The sequence below is a fragment of the Streptococcus sp. KHUD_018 genome (genome assembly GCF_054861215.1).
Map to the genome: position 1 here is coordinate 297,943 of NZ_CM142176.1, position 19,339 is coordinate 317,281.

Here is a 19,339-nt window from a genome sequence, read left to right on the forward strand (position 1 = left end):
GAGACCTTACTCGTGAGTGAGTCTAGTCCAAGTATTACCTTCATGCTGCAATACACTGAAGCAAATAGTGGCTTTGTAGACTACACCAATAGAGATGAAGCTGTTGAGGTTGATAATGAATTAAATTTAGAAACACACAGACAAAATATTGAGTCTCTAACTGAAGATGAACTACAAAAAATTCAAGTTGAAGTTCCAGAAACGAAACTAAATTTTCAGGAATACATTGATTACATGAATCGCTCTTATGCTACTGAAAACCAAAATGAAGAGATGACAGCGATTTTTACAAAAGAGGCCAATTATTTGCAGCGTAGCAAAGTAACTGAATTGAAAAATAATTTAGAACAGGCTTATCAAAATGGCTCTCTTCTATGGCAGGGTGTTATCTCTTTTGATAATGATTTTTTGGCCAGGGAGGGATTATATGATCTGGAAACTGGGAAAGTCGATCAGCAAGCTATCAAGTCGGTCATACGTGAAGCATTGCCAAGATTGATTGAAAAAGAAGGCTTATCTGATTCATCATTTTGGTGGGCCAACATTCACTTGAATACGGATAATATTCATGTGCATTTTGGTTTATCAGAAGTCGAGTCTGCAAGAAAAAAATTTTTCTATCGGCCTCGTGGACGAATGGAATATAGAGGTAACTTTTCCCAGAAGACCATTGAACGTTTTAAAAGCGATGTTTTTCATGGCCTGTTAAATGAACAGACTAGAGGAATGATTGTTCGACGAGAACAAATTTTGGCCAATATCAGAAGTGAGTTGATCAATTCTGTATTTAGAGATCAGATGGTGCGTTCTTCAGCTGAAAAAAATTTTTTGGAGCAGGCTTATAATCATTTGCCTATGAATAAAAAATGGCGCTATGGCTCAAATGCAAAAGATTTTGCAGTCAGTAAATTCTTCCTGGATCGCTATCTGGATTCCTATTTAGAAAATGATGGGAAGGAGCTCTATCAAGAATTTCTGAAAGAAACGAAGGACTTCCTAGAGACCTATAGAGGAGCATATTCGGCTGGAAAAAAATCAACCTACGAAAAGATTCGGAAACTTGATGGTCGTGTTGAGAAAACACAACAGGAGGCTGCAGGCTATCATCTGCAGCAATTAATAGCGAATCGAGAAAAAGAGTTGAGAGAACGATTAGCAAATAGAATCTTGCACCTATTTCGTGAGAATGCTCCTGAAATAGCTGATGTTCGGCTGGAAAAAAATTTGGCCAATTTCTCAGTAAAGAATCAACAAATGATTTTAGAACAGGATCCCAATGCAAGTGTTATCAAAACACTAGATGCTTGGAAAAAACTGGGTTATGAATTGAAAGATGGGGCAAAACCTCTTGAAATCACAAAACCAGTCTATGCTGCTTATGATAAACACGGAACAGGTTTGGGACGTCCTGAATATGTTACGGAATTAGTTTATGATGTGAGTCAGATGAAAGAAGACTTACTGGAGAAGCAACTTAGTTTAAGAGACTTGTCGCTATTTTCTTCAGCTGATTTGAAAGAACTTGTAGAAGCGGCTAAAAAGAAAAGTGATCGCTCATTAAAAGAGCGCCAGGAGTTAGGAACATTTCGCTATGCTTTAAAATTGAGTTTATTGGAAGAAAAGCAGAGTAGTCTATTAGTACGTAAAACTCTTTTTGATCAAATTCAACCACTTGAAACCGATAAGCCATTTGTTGAATTGAAAAAGAAAGAAATTCAACAAAGACTGAAGCTGACTGAATTGCAACTGACTCCAAATTATAAACTAGGTGAAGCAGACCAATCTCTAAAACAATCTCTTGCTAACCAGTTTGAAGATAGTGTTTCATTTTCAGTAGAAAAGGCTGATTCGTTAGCAATTCAAGCACCAATTAAACGTCTGAAGGGAGAATTAGCGGCAGTTCAACCTCTTCAAGATGAAGGAGTGCTGACTATTCTAAAGGGCTATCCTGTGACGAAAGATAGCTATATAGAAGAGCTACAGACCCATATCTCTATTTTTCAGCTGAAACATCAGATTTACAGTCGAAACAAGGAAATTTCACAAACGACTGATCAAGCTACTATTCAAAAATTAAAACAGGAGAATGCGAAAGGATTTTCTGAACTCAAATCACTCTATCAAAAAATATTGCCAGAGGAAGAAAGCAATCAGAAAAGTCAGTTAGCTCAAGCTGTTTCACATAAAATGCAAGAAAGGAAGAACCTGCAAAGAAAAAACGTCCAACAATCTCAAGGTAAAGCAATCATCAATACAGATTTCATGAGAAATTTGACCAATTCTCTTCAAAGGGCCCAACGTGCAAATAAAAAAGCCCTCATGGAACGTGAGAGAAGTGATGAGAGACAAGAACTTGAGGAAAAAGGACAAAGTATATAAGAGTCATTGTAAAAGCAATGACTTTTTTTGTTGAAAATGGAAATCTATTGTCCCTTTAACTGGAATTTCTTGGTTATTGCATAGAATAGAAAGATAAAAAGAGAAAGGAGAAGAAAAATGAAGCTATTATTTCCAGATGTTGCAGTTGAAGACTTTGACTTTTCAGCTGAATGGTTAATTACGGCAATGAATGCCGATAATAAGCAAGTGCATTTTGAGGGTCAAGGAAGAAATTCTGATTTAGAAATGGTTCTAGATTTTAAGGAAAATTCTGAGCTATTTGAATCTTTTTCAGTAGGGGAATTGGTTCACTTAGATCCAGAAACATTTCTACAAGCAGAGAAAGAGCCGTACAAACCACAGTATGAAGGATTTTAAGGAGATTTTATATGACAGAACAAGAATCAAGACGTGGGAAAAGTCGTAGAGAACGTGTTGAATTTGCACGTTCTAGAGATATTTTGGATGTTGCAAACGAGCTTCAGATGGAGCTGGTTCGATCTGGACGAGACTATCGATGGAAAGAACATGATAGCCTAGTTATTTCACCTGATAAAAATTTATGGAAATGGTTTTCTAGAAATACAGGTGGTGATGCGATTTCTTTGGTTGAGACGATAAAGGAAGTAGATTTTAACCAATCGGTAGATTTTTTAAATGATGGAAATTTTAAAGAGTTTCAACTGGTTGAAAGGCCTCAAGAAGATTTTAAATACTATCTTGAGAAATATGAGCAGCCGTTATCAACTGGACGAGACTACTTACGAAATCAACGTGGGCTATCCGATGAAACGATTGATTATTTTTTGGAACAGGGTATTTTAGCCCAAGCTAATGCCAAACTTGACTACTTTGTGGAAGGTAATGGCGGAAATTCAACAAATGCGATTGAGCCAGTTATTGTCTTCAAGTCCCTTTCTTCTTCAGGTGAGGTTGTTGGAGCCTCTTTACAAGGAATACAGGAGAATTGGGAGAAGTGGCCAAAACATGGATATGCTAAAGTGATTATGAAAAACTCCGATCCTATGACAGGTATTCATGTTGATATTGGCAGTCCAAAACGATTGATTTTCACTGAGAGTCCAATTGATTTAATGTCCTACTATGAATTGCACAAAGATAGTCTTCAGGACGTCAGATTAGTCTCTATGGATGGTTTGAAAGAATCGACTATAGGCCGTCATCTATCTCAAATTCAAGCTGAAATATCAGGAAAACCGCTAAGATGGACACCTGAACAATTAGCGGACGGGCTTCAAGTAGCTATTGATCATCACTTTTTTGAAGATGGGAAAAATGCGGATTTGATTACTCTAGCTTTAGATAATGATGAAGCAGGTAGAACATTCATTCAAGAATTAGAGGCAAAAGGAGCTGTTATCAATTCAGATCTACCAGAACTAAGACCAGGACAAGATAAAACGGACTGGAATGATGTTCTAAAGAATCAACAGGAAGAAAAGCCTGACAACAGTCGTCTTGCACAGGCACGTCGAAAATTGGAACGACTAAGGGGTGAACAAGACGAGGCTATTTCAAGGGCTTATTCCCACCAAGCGCTAACAAATGGGCAACCCATGAATGATAAGCGAGGAGGTGCTAGCTTTAAACGTAAGCAAGAACAAATAGAAGATCAAGTCTTCTCAAAGATGGATGAGATTAGGCAACAGGAAGAGCGAGTAGAGCGCCTGGAGCACCAACAACATTTGAAAGAAATGGGGTTGAATCGTCAGGGAAGTGGTCTGGAGATGAGTGTTCAAAATATACCTAGAATCCGTGAAGAGTTAGAAAAAGCTAAACGTGGGGAGTCGTTCTTTACCAAAGCTACTCTCAAACGCTATCAAGAAGAGTTGACTAGACTTGAGGCCATATCTGAACAAATGGGTAAAACGAGCATTCAACCAGCAACTCAAGCCTTAATTGATGAAGGGCTAGTGAACCAGTGGCAAAAACAACCAAATACGTATTTTGTAAAAGGGTTACGAAGAGTTGCCCTGGAGTTGACTGAAGAAGGAGAGTTTCAATTATCTTCACAAATCAAGTATCATCCGAAAACAGACGAGGAAAGACTGAAGGTGGATGAATTACTTGCCAAACAAGCGCAAGGAAATATTGGAGTAAAACCAATGATACAGGAAGAGCGAAGTTCAGTGCCTCCAGAGTTATTTGTAGCCTTTGATTTTACAGAAAATCCAAATCTATCTCAGAAATTCTCATCAGGAGATGTGATTCCATATAAGGATTTTATAGCTCAATTGTATGAAGAGAATAATTTGAGAATGCTTAGCCTGGGATATGATAAAACTTATTTTGCATTGCAAGATGAAAAGGGGAGTCGTCTGACAGATGATTTTCGATATGATATTGGTAGTGAAGACAGTGATCTTTCAACGCAATTGGGAGAAACTCTTCCAAGTCCTTACTTTGAACAGGCACAAAAGGCAGATTATGACTATCGGTCTCAAATTCCAGCTGAAGAAAATATCCAATTACGGTCAGTTGAATCAGAAGAAAAACATCCTCTAGAAAATCAAGAATCTATTGCCAATACAGAGGAGAATGCTGGAAGAACGATGAGCTACGAAGAGGTGAAACGGGAAAACGAAGCATTAACTAAGGAATTAAATAATCGGATTCAATCTGGAGAATTATCAATCGAATTTGCACCAGATTTCTATCTGTATGATGTCTTTGCGAAGTTGGGAAATAGCCATCCTACAAAATATCTCAATGATAAGCGAATGGAAGTGCTGTCTCCTATTCATTCACTTTTAAGCTCTATTGATGATCGAACGGTTGATTTATACAAGACAAAAGGGACTCCTGAACAGGATTCCTTGTATCAAGCATTGAAACCTCATCAGAGAGCTTTGGGAGTAGATATTTCAACCCAGTTTATTGGTGAACTTGCAATAGCAGCCTACAATACCAACAAGCAGATAGAAAGCCTTTCAAGTGACAGTTTTGGCGTCTATTTTGGTGAAAGAACCCTTGATAATCTATCACAATCGGTTGAGCGAATGTTGGAGTATCCATTGATTGAATCCGGAACAAGAGACTTTGCCCATGGTTTTGTGACAACACCAAATACATTGTTTCACTATTTGAATGAGCAAGAGGGAGAAGTGGTGTTAAACCATGAATTATTGGATAACTTGATGTCACGTCTTGAGACTCATCCTATTAAGATAATGGAGGATTCAGAAGAAGTGGAGCCAGTTAGACCAGTGATTGTTCTAAAACAAGATGAGCTATACAGCGATTATTGGCGTGTTTATCAAAGCGACGGTGAGCTTGAATTCTATTTATTTGAGGATGGTCAGTTTGGCTATCGCCAATATGGTTCACTTAGCCAGAAAGAAGATAATATTGTTTTTAAATACCATTCAGAACCAGGTAAAACGGAGTTTCTAGCTACTCAAATGGGTTATGATAGTTTAAAATACATTGTTGTTAAAGATTGGGAGTCTCTTTTTGATGAAAATAAAGCGTTACTGCGAGAAAACTACGTTTTTGACGACTTAGAGAACTTCTTGAAAAAGTCGAATTATTTTGAACTAGATTACTGGACTTTTAATAGTGGATTGAAAGAAGATGAAGAGTTTTTAAACGAGATTACAAAAAAAGCTCATGATCAAAATCAAGAGCTTTCTAATAACACTGGGGGCGAACTATTGAATCGCAATTCCAGTTTTTTAGGAGTGGAAACTCCAGGGACAGCACCGCAGCCCGTTGAGAAAAATTCTCAACCTGATTTTCCTGCCAATGTTCATCTTCATTTTACCATCGATGAGGATCGAATGTCAAATAAAATATTCAAAAAAAACATGCGGACGTTAAATTTATACGCAAACGCAATGAGAGACTCGGCTCAATGGTATCTAAAAGAAATGTCAGGGACAAGTATCCATTATGTTTATAAGAATCCAGAAGAAAAGCAATTCCAAATTCTAAATGTTAAATTTGATAAGAAAAATTGGATGCACTTAACTGGAGTAACACCTGTATATAATGAGTGGGTAGAACATTTGTCTGAGTCATTTGTTGAAGATGTTGCAGCTGGAAAAGGGCATTTCAAAGATTTAAAATTTGCGCAGGGAATGTCGGATAAACTAAAAGTTTTGAACTTATTACCTGAGGTGATAGAGTCAGACTCCTTTGTGTTTAACGATCTTTCATCTGTAAAGAAATTTAATAATCTGGATCTTTCAAAAGCAATTAGACCTGAAGATACTGATTTGTTATTGTTATTCAAAGAAAAGGAATTTACTCATGTCCCTGCATCTTTAATGAGAGTGAAGGGGGATTTAAGTAAACAACTGGAAGATATAGATACTGGCACAATTCTCGGTGTCTATAGAGAAAGAGATGGCCAGATTGAGCAACTGTCAATTAATGAGGAATATGTTAAAGATGGTGGCGAGGAAATGTTATCTGTCTTAAAAAATAAACAGTATGAGGAGGTTTCTGAAGAACCTGAACCACCAGCTCCAGAGAATACACTGGATAAAACCTCACTTGATTCAGCTACCTTTACTCAAGTCTTAGATACTGTCTATAATTTAGGTGTGCCTAGTGATATCTCAAAAACGCCAGAAGAATTTCATCAAGCCTGGAATCAATATCTTGACTATGCGAAGAAATACAATGATGAATTTGATCAGATTGTTGCTGCAGCTGGGAAAGATCATCTCCTAGATACAAATTCAGATTTTTATAAAGAATGGCAACAAGACCATATTTATAAGGAAAACTACCATGTACGTCTCCAATGGTCTGAGGATCGCCCAGGTGGGCCGAAATTGCCCTTTAAAGAGACCGAGCTGATATCTTATCAAGATTTTGCTAGGGAGCTATATAAGGCCAATCAGGACTTTTATCCAATTCATCAAGAAGGAATGAAACAAGTAACTGCAGGCAATACTGAAGGCTATATCCCTCCTACCAAAATTAAGTTTGATGTCTATGCTCCAGGCGGTGAAGTGATTAAGGAGGGAATTCGTTATGATATTGGAGATGAGACTACACCAATTTCACAAATGCTAGGGTTAGGATATCGTCGACTCAACGGTCAATCTGAACTAGCATCGATGGATGAAGAAATTCTTTCTCAGCTGGAAAATAAAGAGGTGAATAAGGAGATTTCCCTGGAAGCAAATGAATCGTCTCGATTGATAGAAGAAGGAGAAGGTCAAACTCCTGATACAAGAAAAACGGTAGCTTTTCAATCTTCTAAGCAAGAAACTAAAACTAATTTGCTTCAGCGTGTAGAGGAGATTCTGAAAGAGGAATCTATTTCGGATTTGGAAACCCCTGAAGTAAACTCAAGTAGTATTGATTATGCTACTTTAACGCCTCATGAATTGAGTGAAGTTGCTTTTCAAAAAGTGAGGGAGTACACAGAAACACCAGAACGGTTAGAAGAGTATCTGAATTTTATGAGTAAGTTTCCAGAACTTTCTCCTAGAAATGTAGCTTTGATTCAGGAACAGTGGCCAGGAGCGAGTGCAGTCGCAACCTATAATCAATGGCAATCGATGGGGGAAGTTCTTGGGATTACTTCAGATCAGGTATTTGAAACTAGAAATACCTATACCAATAAAAAAACAGGTCGAACAAGAGAAGTTGTCCATAACAATCTTTCGGTTAAGACAGGAGAAAAATCACATATTACCTTGTTTAGACCTATGATGGTTGAAATGATTCCTGTATTGGATGAAAATGGGAACCAGGTAAAAAATGGAAAAGGCAATCCAAAATATAAAAGACTTTCTGAAGCGACACCTGAAGAAAAGGTTTTAAAGAAAGAAGGAAAATTGAAATCTCGCTTCTTCCAAGAAAGAGATTCAAATACAGGCTTAGCTAAATTCGCTACGTATAAAGTATTTGAGTTGTCCCAAACAACCTTGAAGCCTGAATTTTATCCCAAAGCGATGCCAAATCGTCACTATAACTTTAATATGGATCATATTCGTACAAAAGAGGTGCTTGAAGGACTTTCAGACTATGCTAAGAATATTGGGGTAACAATCTATCAAGACGATGCAAAAGAGTTGAGGAGTGCGAAAGGAGCTTTTTATCCAGATGAACAAAAGATACTTTTGAATCCAGATAATACTCCTGGAGAAGTCGTTGCAACCACTATTCACGAGTTGGCGCATGCTAGTCTACATAATCCTAAATTTGCTAACTCGTATAAGGAAGAAGTCTCAAAAGATCGTAGAGAACTTGAAGCTGAGATGACAAGTTATCTCGTTTCTAACCATTTTGGATTAGATACCTCTGAGAAAGCCATTCGCTATATGGCAATTTGGACTGATAATTTGACCTCTCTTGATGATCAACAACTAGCGCAATCTATGAAACGGATTCATGGAACAGTATCTAAGATTGTAAAAAGTGTTGAACAACATACAAAGCCTTATCAGTTGAATAGACAGGTGGGACAAAATCAAAATTTTATCCAAAGCCCAAAAAAGGGGCTTAAAGTATAGAAAGAGTGCTCTTTATGAGCCTCTTTTTTGTATAAAAAGTTATATAACTTTTTGTGTTGTTCTTTGATATGAACTCGTTCTACTCTGTGTCAATGTCCCTTTACAAAATATTTTTTAATTATAGCTTACAATGACAGAAAATGAAGTAGAAGGAGAATGATATGGTTATAGTTATTCTGGCTGAAAAAGAGAAACAGGCAGAAGCTTACGCTACAGCTTTAGGACAATTTAGTAAAAAGAAAGGTGTCTATGTTATCAGGCAACCACTCTATTTTCCAGCTGAAGTTCATGTGGTGGCTGCTGAAGGGCACCTATTTGAATACAGTGAACCAGACAACTGGTCACTTGATAAATTACCTCTGACAAATGTTTCATTTAAGCAACATCTCAAAGAGGACAAAAATTCAAGAGAAAAATTCAAGAGAATTTATGATGAAGTGGTAGCAGCGGATCAAGTGATTATTGGGACGGATGCTGATAGAGAAGGAGAGCGGATTGCGTACTCTATTTTATCGCATATACCAGGAGGCAAGGAGAAAATTTGGAAACGTCTTTGGGCAAGCTCCATGACAAAGAAAACTCTTCAAAAAGCTTTTCAGGAATTGAAGGAACCTTCAGAAACCTATAATTACTATTTAGAAGCTGAAGCACGTGCACAAAGCGATTGGTTGGTAGGCATGAATTTATCACCTCTTGCAACGATTGATCTTCAAGCAAGAGGGCAACTCCCTCGAACAAAAGGTAGCCATCTATCTGTTGGCCGAGTTCAAACACCAGCGGTCAGACTAGTTTGTGAGAATGATTTAGAGATTCGCAACTTTACTCCAGAAAAATATTGGAAGCTTCAGTTGGAGGATAAGAAAAATGGGGTATTTTTCACCACAAAAGACAAAACTAAGGATAGTGAGGCTATTTTAGCCTCTTCAAGGGGATTATCAACCACCTCTGTTATTTCTTCAGTTGAGGTAGAAAATCATCAGAAATCAGCTCCACAATTATTTACCTTGTCTGCATTACAAAGTTTTGCAGCAAGTGCTTGGAAATTTGACTCAGATAAAACAGAGAGCATTGTTGAGGGACTGTATTTGGAAGGATTTCTATCCTATCCACGACCAGATTCAGAATACATCAATCAATTTGAGTTTAACGATTTAAAAGAAAATCTATCTGCCTATCAAAAAGCTATTAATTGTCATTTTCAGCCAGCGTTTTTGGAGCCTAGAGAAGATTATGTCAATGATGAAAAAGTATCTGGTACAAGCCACTCAGCCTTGATTCCGACTGAAAGAATTCCAAACCTTTCAAATTTAAAAACTGACCAACGACTGATTTATGAAGCAGTTGTGAAGCAGGCAATCTTGATGTTTGCGGATGATTGTTATTATTCAACCAAAACAATTGAAGTAGAAAATAATGGTCTTGTTTTTAAAACAAAGGGTAGAACGCTTCATAAATTAGGATGGGCTGAATGGAGTTCACGAAAGGTACGAGGTCCAGTTGAAGTTCCTGATTATCAAGTGGGAGATAAAATTGATACGCAGGTTCAGATTGTAGGGGGTGAAACGAAACCACCTAAAAGACTAACTGAAAGCCAATTGATTGGCCAAATATTTCCTAAATATGGCTTGGGAACACAAGCCACTAGAGGAGAAATCATTAAAAAAATTCAAAGTAAGGGTTATGTTGTTAAAGATAAAAAAACAGGTCAACTAACTCCCACCAATAAGGCCTATCTACTTATCAATTATCTCTATGACAATGAATTCTCTGATCCAGAGACAACAGGAGGCTGGGAAATGTTTCTATCTCAGATTGGAGAAGGGACAATCAATCCACGAGAATTTGTGGATGCGATAAAAGATAAGCTCACTCTTCAAATCAAGGAAGTAAAAGAAAGAGGTGACTAAGTGTGACTACTGAAGAAAGGAAAAAAACACCCTATTTAGATCGTTATACAGATAATTTGACAGAAAAAGTTTCAAAAAAAGCGGAAGATTATCAGGTGTACGGACGTGATAAAGAAGTAGAAGCTGTTCAGACCACTCTTCTCAGGCGAACTAAGAATAATCCTATTTTGGTAGGAGAAGCTGGAGTTGGAAAAACAGCTATTGTTGAAGGATTTGCTTTAGCCATTTTAAGAAACCAGGTATCTCCAAAATTAAAAAATTTGACCGTGCGTTCTCTGGAACTATCTAGCTTAATGTCAGATGAGGATGGAGGATTTATTGTTAAGTTTAAAAAAATTATTGAGGAGATGGTAGAAACCAAAGGAGAGAATCTTCTCTTTATTGATGAATTTCATACTATTGTTGGTGCTGGTGGTTCAGATAAGGGCGCTTTGGATGCTGGAAATATTATTAAACCAGTTTTGTCACGTGGTGAGATGCAATTGATTGGCGCAACTACTTTAGATGAATTTCATGAATATATTGAAACGGACCGAGCGCTTGAGCGAAGGATGCAGCCAATTAGGGTTTCTGAACCAACAACTACTCAAGCGATTGAAATTCTTGAGCAAGCTAAAACTATTTACGAAAATTTTCATCAGGTGTCTATTAGTTCTGATGCTGTAAAACAAGCTGTACTTCTATCTGTCCGCTACATACCTGATCAATTTTTACCTGATAAAGCCTTTGACTTAATAGATGAAGCAGCAACAATTTGTTCTACAAATGGATTAGGCGATGTCAGGAAGCAAGAAATTGCAGAGGTGCTGAAAAATAAAACAGGTATTCCTGTCACGACGATTTTGAAAGGTAACAAGGAAAGACTAGATGGTTTAAAAGAAAAGCTGTCACGACGTGTTAAAGGCCAAGATGAGGCTGTAGATGCTGTTGTGGATTCTATAACTGTTGCACAAGCTGGTTTACAGGATCAAAGAAAGCCTCTATCCTCCTTTATGTTTCTAGGAACTTCTGGGGTTGGAAAAACAGAGCTTGCCTTGGCACTAGCAGAGGGAATATTTGATGATGAAGAGGCAATCATTCGCTTTGATATGTCTGAGTATAAACAAAAGGGAGATATCACAAAGCTGATTGGCGATCGCCAAACTAGAACGAAAGGACAATTGACTGAGAAAGTTAAACAAAAACCTTATAGCGTTATTTTGATCGATGAGGTGGAGAAAGCACACTCAGAAGTTGTAGATTTATTTTTGCAGGTGCTTGATGCAGGGCGCTTGACTGATTCAACTGGAAGGCAAGTGAGTTTTAAGAATACAATCGTTATTATTACTACGAATATTGGTTCTCAAAAAATTATTAAACAGTACGAATTGAAAGGGAATTTTAAAAAGCTAACCGACAGGGACAAAGTTCAATTTGAAAAGAGCATGACGTTGGAGTTAGAAACTAGGTTCAGACCAGAATTTCTCAATCGAATTGAATATAAATTGATTTTCAATATGTTAGACGAGGAAGTGAATAAGGAAATTATTGTCAAACATCTATCAGAAATCGAAGAAAGAATGAAGAATCAAAGGTTGACTCTTTCTTATGAAGAAAGTTTGGTTACTTATTTATTGGATGTAGGAACAAATATAAAAGATGGTGCACGGCCACTTGAAAGAGTGATTAAGCATAAAGTACTTCCTTTAATTTCTAAAGAGTTTCTGAACTTATCTGATTCCAACCAAGAGTATCATTTTCATCTTTGGGTAGAAGGTGATGCACCAGATGAGTATCACCGTGAAGACAAAAGAAAAATATTATTCGATGTCGAAGCTGAAAAAACGTCATTTGGTGAAGCATTATTTTCTTAAAACTCACCTTAAAAAAATGATTGTCCCTTTAAAAAATTTTTTTCAATTATCTATTATACTAACGTTGTCAAAAAAACAAAGGAGGATTTCTATGAAAAATTATTTGACAAGACAACTTCAGCAAGTAAAAACAAAATCACAGATGTTTTTATTGAGCCTTTCCCTATTTCTAACAGGATCTACAGTCTATGCGGACGATCCATTTGCTAAGTCGGATAACTTGGCGAAACAAGGAATTACAAAAGTTCAGCTAGTCAGTGTTGCACTATTTGGGCTAGCTGCCGTTGTCACTTCGCTCATTTATGCGTTTGGTGGACGGGAGTTAAAAGCCTCAATGAAAAAGAATTGGATATCAATTGCAATTGCAATTATTGGTGTTTCAGCGGGACCAAGTATCATTGAATGGATTTTTGATTTCGTGAGAAGTTAAGGGGTGGTAATTTATGGCTTTTTCACTCTTTAATAAAGGTCGCTGTACGATTACAGATGATCTATTTTTAGAAATCACCTGGGAAGATGGAAAAGGCCCAGAGGATGATCGTGAGTTACTTGCTATTATTGAAGTATTGGATCATAGTTCTGGTTATTCTCAGAGGATTTCAAAAAATTTCCCCTACCTAACATTTCAACAGGCCGAGTTGTTATTTAGAGAGTTGAATCAAATGTATGGTCAATTTCAGCTGAAAAAAGTAGCAATCGCCCATCTGGAAGGAAAAAGCGTGGTGACAGAGGGAGAGGTTTACGCTAGTCCCTTCCTCATTACAGAAGACTATGAAAACCTCTTGCTTCCCCTCATTCAAGCGATACTTACTCGCTCTGAATTTGCAAATTACAGCTATCAAGAAAAAAGGGAGTACTTTGAGAATCAGATTTATCCTGTATATAAACAAAGTATGGGATTGTCCGATTCTTCTCTTCCTCTTTTCCCAGCTGAAGGTGAGACGATGGCTGTTTCGCAACCCAATCGCCTGCCACCTGTCCCAAATGCAAGGGATCAAACAGATATTGTGCCTCCCGTATCTCAAAAGCGGTCAACTTCTCTGAAGAAATTTTATCTATTTTTAGGTGTTTTGGGAGTGTTGTCAGTAATAAATATCATTTGCGTATTTTTTGCTTTCGCTCAACTATCAAACCAGTCCGAAAAAGTAAATTTCTTATATCAGGAACAAAAAAATACTCAACTTATCATTTCAACAAAAAATGAAGTTGATGTATTTAGCCGTTATTTCTTACCTTCTTATTACTCGGGCAAAAAAGAAAACCTAGTAGATTTTCTTTCTGAAGGTGATGCAAAATTTACCAAACCAAAAGAAGGGATTTTACAGTCCGTTATTTTAGAGAAATTGAATTATGATTCAGAAACTCAAAAATATACGGTTTCCTATATCCTGTCCGTCAAAAAAGGGGATAAATCATCTAGCGTTAGATTAACTTTTGATGTAAAAGCTTCTGATTCTTCAAAATATGGATTTGTTGTAGAAACAGAACCAAAAGAATCAAATTATCTTAAAAATTAGAAAAGGAAAAATTACAATGAACAAGAAACAAGTATTAGCTACACTAGCACTATCAACAATGGCATTTGCACAAGCTGGATTTGTATCAGCTGATGAAGTAACACCGATTGATTCTTCTGCTCCAACAACGGAAGTGGTTACACCAACAGCGCCAAGCGCTTCAACAGGAACAGAGGCTCCATCAAATCAGTCAACAGAGCCTTCAGTTACTCCAGTTGATCCAACAGCTCCCTCAGACAAGGATAACGCAGGAAGCCTTGACGGAGTGCCAGCTGATAAACCAGCACCTTCAGATAAGGCGCAAGACAAGGATAATGCAGGTAGCCTAGATGGTGTTCCAACACCATCAGATAAACCACAAGACAAAGACAACGCAGGAAGTCTTGACGGAGTGCCAGCTGATAAACCAGCGCCTTCAGATAAGGCGCAAGACAAGGATAACGCAGGTAGCCTAGATGGTGTTCCAGATGAAAAGCCAAAAACTACTGATCAAGCGAACCAGCAAGGAAAGTCACAAATTGGAACCACTTCAAGCTCAACAGGTCAAGTCGTTCATGATGTGACAAAAGCACCTGTTCAAACCAGTACAGGTGATTCCATTGTCAGCACTCAAAACGGGAATCTTGTCCTTGAAGATGGCTCTGTAGTTGCTCCTGAAGCACTTGGAGCTGTTACAAATGAAGACAAGACTATCAGTGTTTCAACTGCAGATGGTAAAATGGTAACTTTGCCAAACACAGGAACAAAACAAAGTTTCCTAGCTGTAATCGGTGGCATGTTGTTTACTGCGGTTGGCTACTTCTACAAGAAGAAATTATTTTAATTAAGTGAAGGAGAAAGAAATATGACAGAAAAAACAAAAGGACACGGATATTTCCGTAAGAAAAAATGGGCTAAAGGTTTAGCATCAGGTATTGCAATCGCAAGTTTTGTAGCCTTCTCTGCAGGTTCAGCATTTGCGGATGAAGCAGTACAACCTGAAAGCAAAAATGACAATAACATGTACGCTACACAAGCTGGTAAAGCAACAGGAAGCCAGCCTGTAGCGATTGATAATGGAGCAGTCACAAAGGCTGCTGACAAAGCTAAAACAGCTGGAGTAGTTGTATCTGAAACACCAAGCGTTGATAAGGGGACAGATACCACTGCTCCAAAACTTGAACAGTCTAAGTCTGAGATTAAACAAGATCAGAATAAACAAGTTCAGGAACTTGAAGCCACGACTACAAAACAAGTCAAAAACAATGAAGCCTTCCATGAGGCGCAAGAAGCTATTCAAGCGAACAATCAATTTGTAGCGGATGAAAAAGCCAAGCATGAAGGGGCAACAACTGTCACAGTTACAAATGACGGTTCGACTGCCACAGATGGGACAGCAACTCAAAACAAGAAAGCTACTCAAACAGCCAAAAATACCTTGTCAGAGAATCAGCAAGCTGTCTCAACCTACCTGGAAGAAAAAGGGAAGTACGAAGCTACTGTCAAACAAGCTACGATTTTGAATCAGGCTGTAGAAGCCGCTACTACAGACTTGAAGAAACAGGGCGTAACGGTTGATGCAGTGACACGTACAGTTTCTTCAGTCGCAGAAGTAGAAGCATTGAAGAAAGCAAATGACCAGGCTATTGCGACCGCAAAAAGAAAAGTTGTGCTCAACAAGGCTCTTCTTGATGCCTACTCAGAAAGCCAAACTGCTAGTCAAGAAGTCAATCAAGATGCTGATCGTAAATCAACAGATTTGAAAAACTCTGGTGTACTTTTAAACTCTAAAACACAGGAAGTTTCTTCAGCTGATGAAGCGAAGCAAATTGGGAAACAAAACCAAGCGTCTTATGATCAAGCTAAGAAAGCCCAAGCAGACTGGCAGAAGAAGTACGATGAGCTTCGAGCTAAGACAAGCACGGAAGGCTACACAAAAGAAGTAGTCTTGCAAGCCCTTAGCGTTGCGACCGCAAATCCTGAAGCAACAGTGGAGTCCTCTGCTCCAGGAGCGCAAGTAACTACTAAAGATTACATTGCCTCATCAAATGGAACATCAGGCTATACTCGTGTTCTTGACTCGACTAAAGTCTTGAAATACAAGGATGTTGGCACTGGATGGAAAACAGAAGTTGACTACACAAATCTGAAAGGTTTGACTGTTTCAACTGCAGATGGTAAAAAGCATGATATTTCTCGTATCCATCGAAAATTCGAGATTCTTAATCAAGGGAAGACAGGGTTAAACGATGTATATGTATTGAATGACCCGACTGAGGGCTTTGTAGTCGCTCGTAATGATGGAGCTGGTGGAGCTGCGGACTACATGAATTTCTTGGTTACGGATACCTACTACTACAACGTGGATGGGAAAGAAGTAGCGTTCACAGCAAGTGAAAAAACTCCTGCTACACTAACCTATTCTTCACTCAATCACAATCGTATTGGTTGGGAAGGTGCGAAAGCCATTAACGGAACTCATGTTGAAATTAACGGCTCCACTGTTACAGAAAACAAAGATTATGGCTATGTCTATGCGGAAGACTATAACCGTCAGGAAGATGTGGGGCATCTTTGGGATACATCTGATTCACCTTACCAATACAAGGGCGCTGCACTTGGTGTTTTCAAGGAAGGAACAGCTTTCACAACCGAATTTATTCAGTGGGATGGACCAGAAAGTCCAAATGGTCAAACCTACTGGTTCGCTTTGAATACGAAAGTTGTAACGCCAGTTGTTGAAGTTCCAGCTACAGCAACTATCACAAAAACAACTGTGAAACCTGTCAAAACGGAACCTGTATCAGCTAACCTGGTCAATGCGAAGAATCCAGCAAAACCAACTTTGGCGCTTAAAACAGTTTCTGAAACCAAAAATCAGAAATTGACAGCAAGTTATCACGGCTATAAATTGCATTATAAACCAGTTGTCAGCAAATCTGTAGCAGATACAGACAAGACCAATACAAACGGTCAAACAGTTGCTAAAAACGCTACTCAGCTTTATACATTGCATCATGATAATATCTATGCGAACCTTAAAAAAGGGGACAAGATTACCATCATCGATCCACTCGAAGCTGGAGCAGTTCCTGATGTGGCTGTCACAAAGGCAGCTACAGAGAAAGCAGGATGGGGCGTTGCCTATGATGCAGTAAAGAATACGTATACCTTTACTGCAACCTACGAAGGGAAGCGCCTAGAAGCTCCTGTGATTACTTGGAAGCCAATCTATGACAAAGGCTTCTATGACAATACTTATAAAGTGTTAGTGAATAACTATGAAGTTTTCTCAGATACTGTTACGAACTACACTCCAAGACCTCCAAGACCAGTCAAAGCTGTCTTGGATCGCTCTGGTAAGGATATCAATGGTGCGACAACATTTGATCGCAACGTGACCTTCCGCTTGATGACAGATTATAGCCCTTACACCAAAACCCTTGCTTCAGCGCAAGCGATTGGTAAGAAGTTTGGAATCTTTGACGATGTTCAAGACAAAGCCTTCACAGTTGACCACAGCAAGATCAAGATGACTGCTGCAGGTAAAGATGTAAAAGACTTGTTTGACATGTATCACGTCCTTTCAGACAAAGGGCGTACAGATGCAATCAATAAGATTCTGAAAGAATTGAACTTGAATCCTAAAGGTGAGTTTTATCTTTGGGTAGCGAAGGATTCTAAGAGTTTTTATCACAATTACGTGAAGCAAAATAAAAAGGTGACGATTGATCTCCCAGCTAAACTCCTGGTTAAAGCAGGGGAGAAAGTCGAAAACGATCTTAAACAAATCGACTTTGGCAATGGCTATCAATCAAACCTTGTCACTATCTCGGTTCCTGATGTGAATCCAGAGAAACACGCCTTGGATCAAAAGGATAATAAAAAAGTCTTGGACGGCCAAGAAGTACAGATTGGCCAATACATCCGCTATCTACTTGACGGTGTAACCGTGCCTACTAAACACGACAGCCTCTTCCAATATGATGGTAGTGACCAGTTGGATGTGGTTCATGATCGATTCACAGGTAAGTGGGAAGGTATTATTCGTGGGACAGAGTACCTTGCTGAAAAAGACTTGGTTCTTCCTTATAATGTAATCCTGAAGGATGGAAAAGTAGTCAAAGCTGGCGACAAGATCGCCAAAGGTACAGCTTATTCCTTCTTATTTGAAGTGAACCAAGATACAAATCCTGACTTCCTCAAGAAGATTGTGACCGTTAAATGGTCCGAAAAAGAAGGCAAATGGTCTTACGTTATCAACCAGGATTTCCTAAATTCTTTAGGTGTAAAAGGCACGTTCGATGCAGACTTCTATCTAGAAGTCGAACGCATCAAGGCTGGTAAGGTTGAAAATACCTTTATCAATACAGTCAATTTACAAGAGATGACGGCTAAAGTTACAACAACAACGCCGGAACCTCCAAAACCAGAGCCTAAAGAACCAGGCAAACCACAACCGCAGCCATCACTTCCAAACACTGGAACGGCAGCAAGCATGCTTCCAGTTGTGGGAATGATTTTGGGATTGTTGAGTCTTGCAGGTCTTCGTAAGTCGAAAGAAAACTAATTTGATGAACTAAAATGAAAGGATGACCACAAGCTGGGGTATAACTCTCTTGTGGTCTTTATTGAAAGGAGAAAAAATGCAAGTATTTATTGCGTCAGGCCGAGTTGCATTCATCCCAAGCGATGCAGTAGGTCGAACTCAAAACGGTCATGTGAGTTTTAAATTTGAGTTTGTTTGTGACTCTAGCATGACTGATGATACAAATAAACCAATTTCTAGTTTCTTCCATGTGCAAGTATACGGAAAACAAGCAGAATTAATGGCTCAGAGCCTATCAAAAGGCTCTCCAATCCTCTTAAAAGGAGAAATTATCCAACGACCATATAACGATGAACAGGGTCAACGTCGGACGTACCAGTTTATTTCACCAAACCAACAAGGAGGAATCACTTTCCTTGAAAATAAGGAAGCATCTAATCGACGTAAGCAGGAACAACAGGGCTTTTCTCAGCCGACATCAAGTTCTATTCCTCCATCCTATCCTGAACCAATAGATGCGGATTCCCCATTCTAAAGGGATTAAAAGCATACAAGAACACTTGTGTGCTTTTTTATTGCTTATTTATTGTATAAAAAGTTATATAACTTATGGTACAATAATATCTTTTGTCCCTTTAACAAAGAATTTGATATTATCCTT

General features: G+C 38.4%; 10 protein-coding genes. All 10 read left to right on the forward strand.

Features of this window, described 5'->3' with window-relative positions; translation table 11 throughout:
• Nucleotides 1-42 precede the first annotated feature (42 nt).
• The 10 genes from mobP2 to ACVBD2_RS01770 all read left to right on the forward strand — a co-directional run bounded on the left by mobP2 (nucleotide 43) and on the right by ACVBD2_RS01770 (nucleotide 19,213).
• Nucleotides 43-2,379 carry a MobP2 family relaxase gene (mobP2, locus tag ACVBD2_RS01725; protein WP_461686290.1) on the forward strand — a complete coding sequence of 779 codons (2,337 nt, stop codon included), beginning with the start codon at nucleotides 43-45 and terminating at the stop codon, nucleotides 2,377-2,379.
• 117 nt (nucleotides 2,380-2,496) lie between these two features.
• Entirely contained in the window at nucleotides 2,497-2,757 is a 261-nt protein-coding gene (locus tag ACVBD2_RS01730) for a hypothetical protein (protein ID WP_006155102.1), read from the forward strand.
• Between the two features lie 11 nt (nucleotides 2,758-2,768).
• The gene (locus tag ACVBD2_RS01735; protein ID WP_461685942.1) at nucleotides 2,769-8,873 is read left to right on the forward strand and encodes a PBECR4 domain-containing protein; all 6,105 of its coding nucleotides are present in this window, start codon (nucleotides 2,769-2,771) and stop codon (nucleotides 8,871-8,873) included.
• A gap of 161 nt (nucleotides 8,874-9,034) precedes the next feature.
• The gene (locus ACVBD2_RS01740) at nucleotides 9,035-10,780 is read left to right on the forward strand and encodes a type IA DNA topoisomerase (protein WP_129313575.1); all 1,746 of its coding nucleotides are present in this window, start codon (nucleotides 9,035-9,037) and stop codon (nucleotides 10,778-10,780) included.
• Nucleotides 10,781-10,782: 2 nt separating this feature from the next.
• Nucleotides 10,783-12,633, forward strand: coding sequence for an AAA family ATPase (locus ACVBD2_RS01745; RefSeq protein ID WP_461685943.1), 1,851 nt, complete (start codon nucleotides 10,783-10,785; stop codon nucleotides 12,631-12,633).
• 91 nt (nucleotides 12,634-12,724) lie between these two features.
• Nucleotides 12,725-13,063 (forward strand): hypothetical protein, encoded by a 339-nt coding sequence (locus tag ACVBD2_RS01750; RefSeq protein WP_050223646.1) that lies wholly within the window; start codon nucleotides 12,725-12,727, stop codon nucleotides 13,061-13,063.
• A gap of 13 nt (nucleotides 13,064-13,076) precedes the next feature.
• The gene (locus ACVBD2_RS01755) at nucleotides 13,077-14,150 is read left to right on the forward strand and encodes a hypothetical protein (RefSeq protein ID WP_461685944.1); all 1,074 of its coding nucleotides are present in this window, start codon (nucleotides 13,077-13,079) and stop codon (nucleotides 14,148-14,150) included.
• A 16-nt stretch (nucleotides 14,151-14,166) separates the two neighbouring features.
• On the forward strand, nucleotides 14,167-14,973 hold the full coding sequence (locus ACVBD2_RS01760) for an LPXTG cell wall anchor domain-containing protein (protein WP_461685945.1): 807 nt from the start codon (nucleotides 14,167-14,169) through the stop codon (nucleotides 14,971-14,973).
• Nucleotides 14,974-14,994: 21 nt separating this feature from the next.
• On the forward strand, nucleotides 14,995-18,699 hold the full coding sequence (locus tag ACVBD2_RS01765) for an SspB-related isopeptide-forming adhesin (RefSeq protein WP_461685946.1): 3,705 nt from the start codon (nucleotides 14,995-14,997) through the stop codon (nucleotides 18,697-18,699).
• 76 nt (nucleotides 18,700-18,775) lie between these two features.
• Nucleotides 18,776-19,213 (forward strand): single-stranded DNA-binding protein, encoded by a 438-nt coding sequence (locus ACVBD2_RS01770; protein WP_461685947.1) that lies wholly within the window; start codon nucleotides 18,776-18,778, stop codon nucleotides 19,211-19,213.
• Nucleotides 19,214-19,339: the final 126 nt, after the last annotated feature.

Excerpts from the sequence above, each read along its gene's own strand:
- mobP2 (WP_461686290.1), top strand. The coding sequence starts at position 43 with ATGCTGCAATACACTGAAGCAAATAGTGGCTTTGTAGACTACACCAAT.
- ACVBD2_RS01730 (WP_006155102.1), top strand. The coding sequence starts at position 2,497 with ATGAAGCTATTATTTCCAGATGTTGCAGTTGAAGACTTTGACTTTTCA.
- ACVBD2_RS01735 (WP_461685942.1), top strand. The coding sequence starts at position 2,769 with ATGACAGAACAAGAATCAAGACGTGGGAAAAGTCGTAGAGAACGTGTT.
- ACVBD2_RS01740 (WP_129313575.1), top strand. The coding sequence starts at position 9,035 with ATGGTTATAGTTATTCTGGCTGAAAAAGAGAAACAGGCAGAAGCTTAC.
- ACVBD2_RS01750 (WP_050223646.1), top strand. The coding sequence starts at position 12,725 with ATGAAAAATTATTTGACAAGACAACTTCAGCAAGTAAAAACAAAATCA.
- ACVBD2_RS01755 (WP_461685944.1), top strand. The coding sequence starts at position 13,077 with ATGGCTTTTTCACTCTTTAATAAAGGTCGCTGTACGATTACAGATGAT.
- ACVBD2_RS01760 (WP_461685945.1), top strand. The coding sequence starts at position 14,167 with ATGAACAAGAAACAAGTATTAGCTACACTAGCACTATCAACAATGGCA.
- ACVBD2_RS01765 (WP_461685946.1), top strand. The coding sequence starts at position 14,995 with ATGACAGAAAAAACAAAAGGACACGGATATTTCCGTAAGAAAAAATGG.
- ACVBD2_RS01770 (WP_461685947.1), top strand. The coding sequence starts at position 18,776 with ATGCAAGTATTTATTGCGTCAGGCCGAGTTGCATTCATCCCAAGCGAT.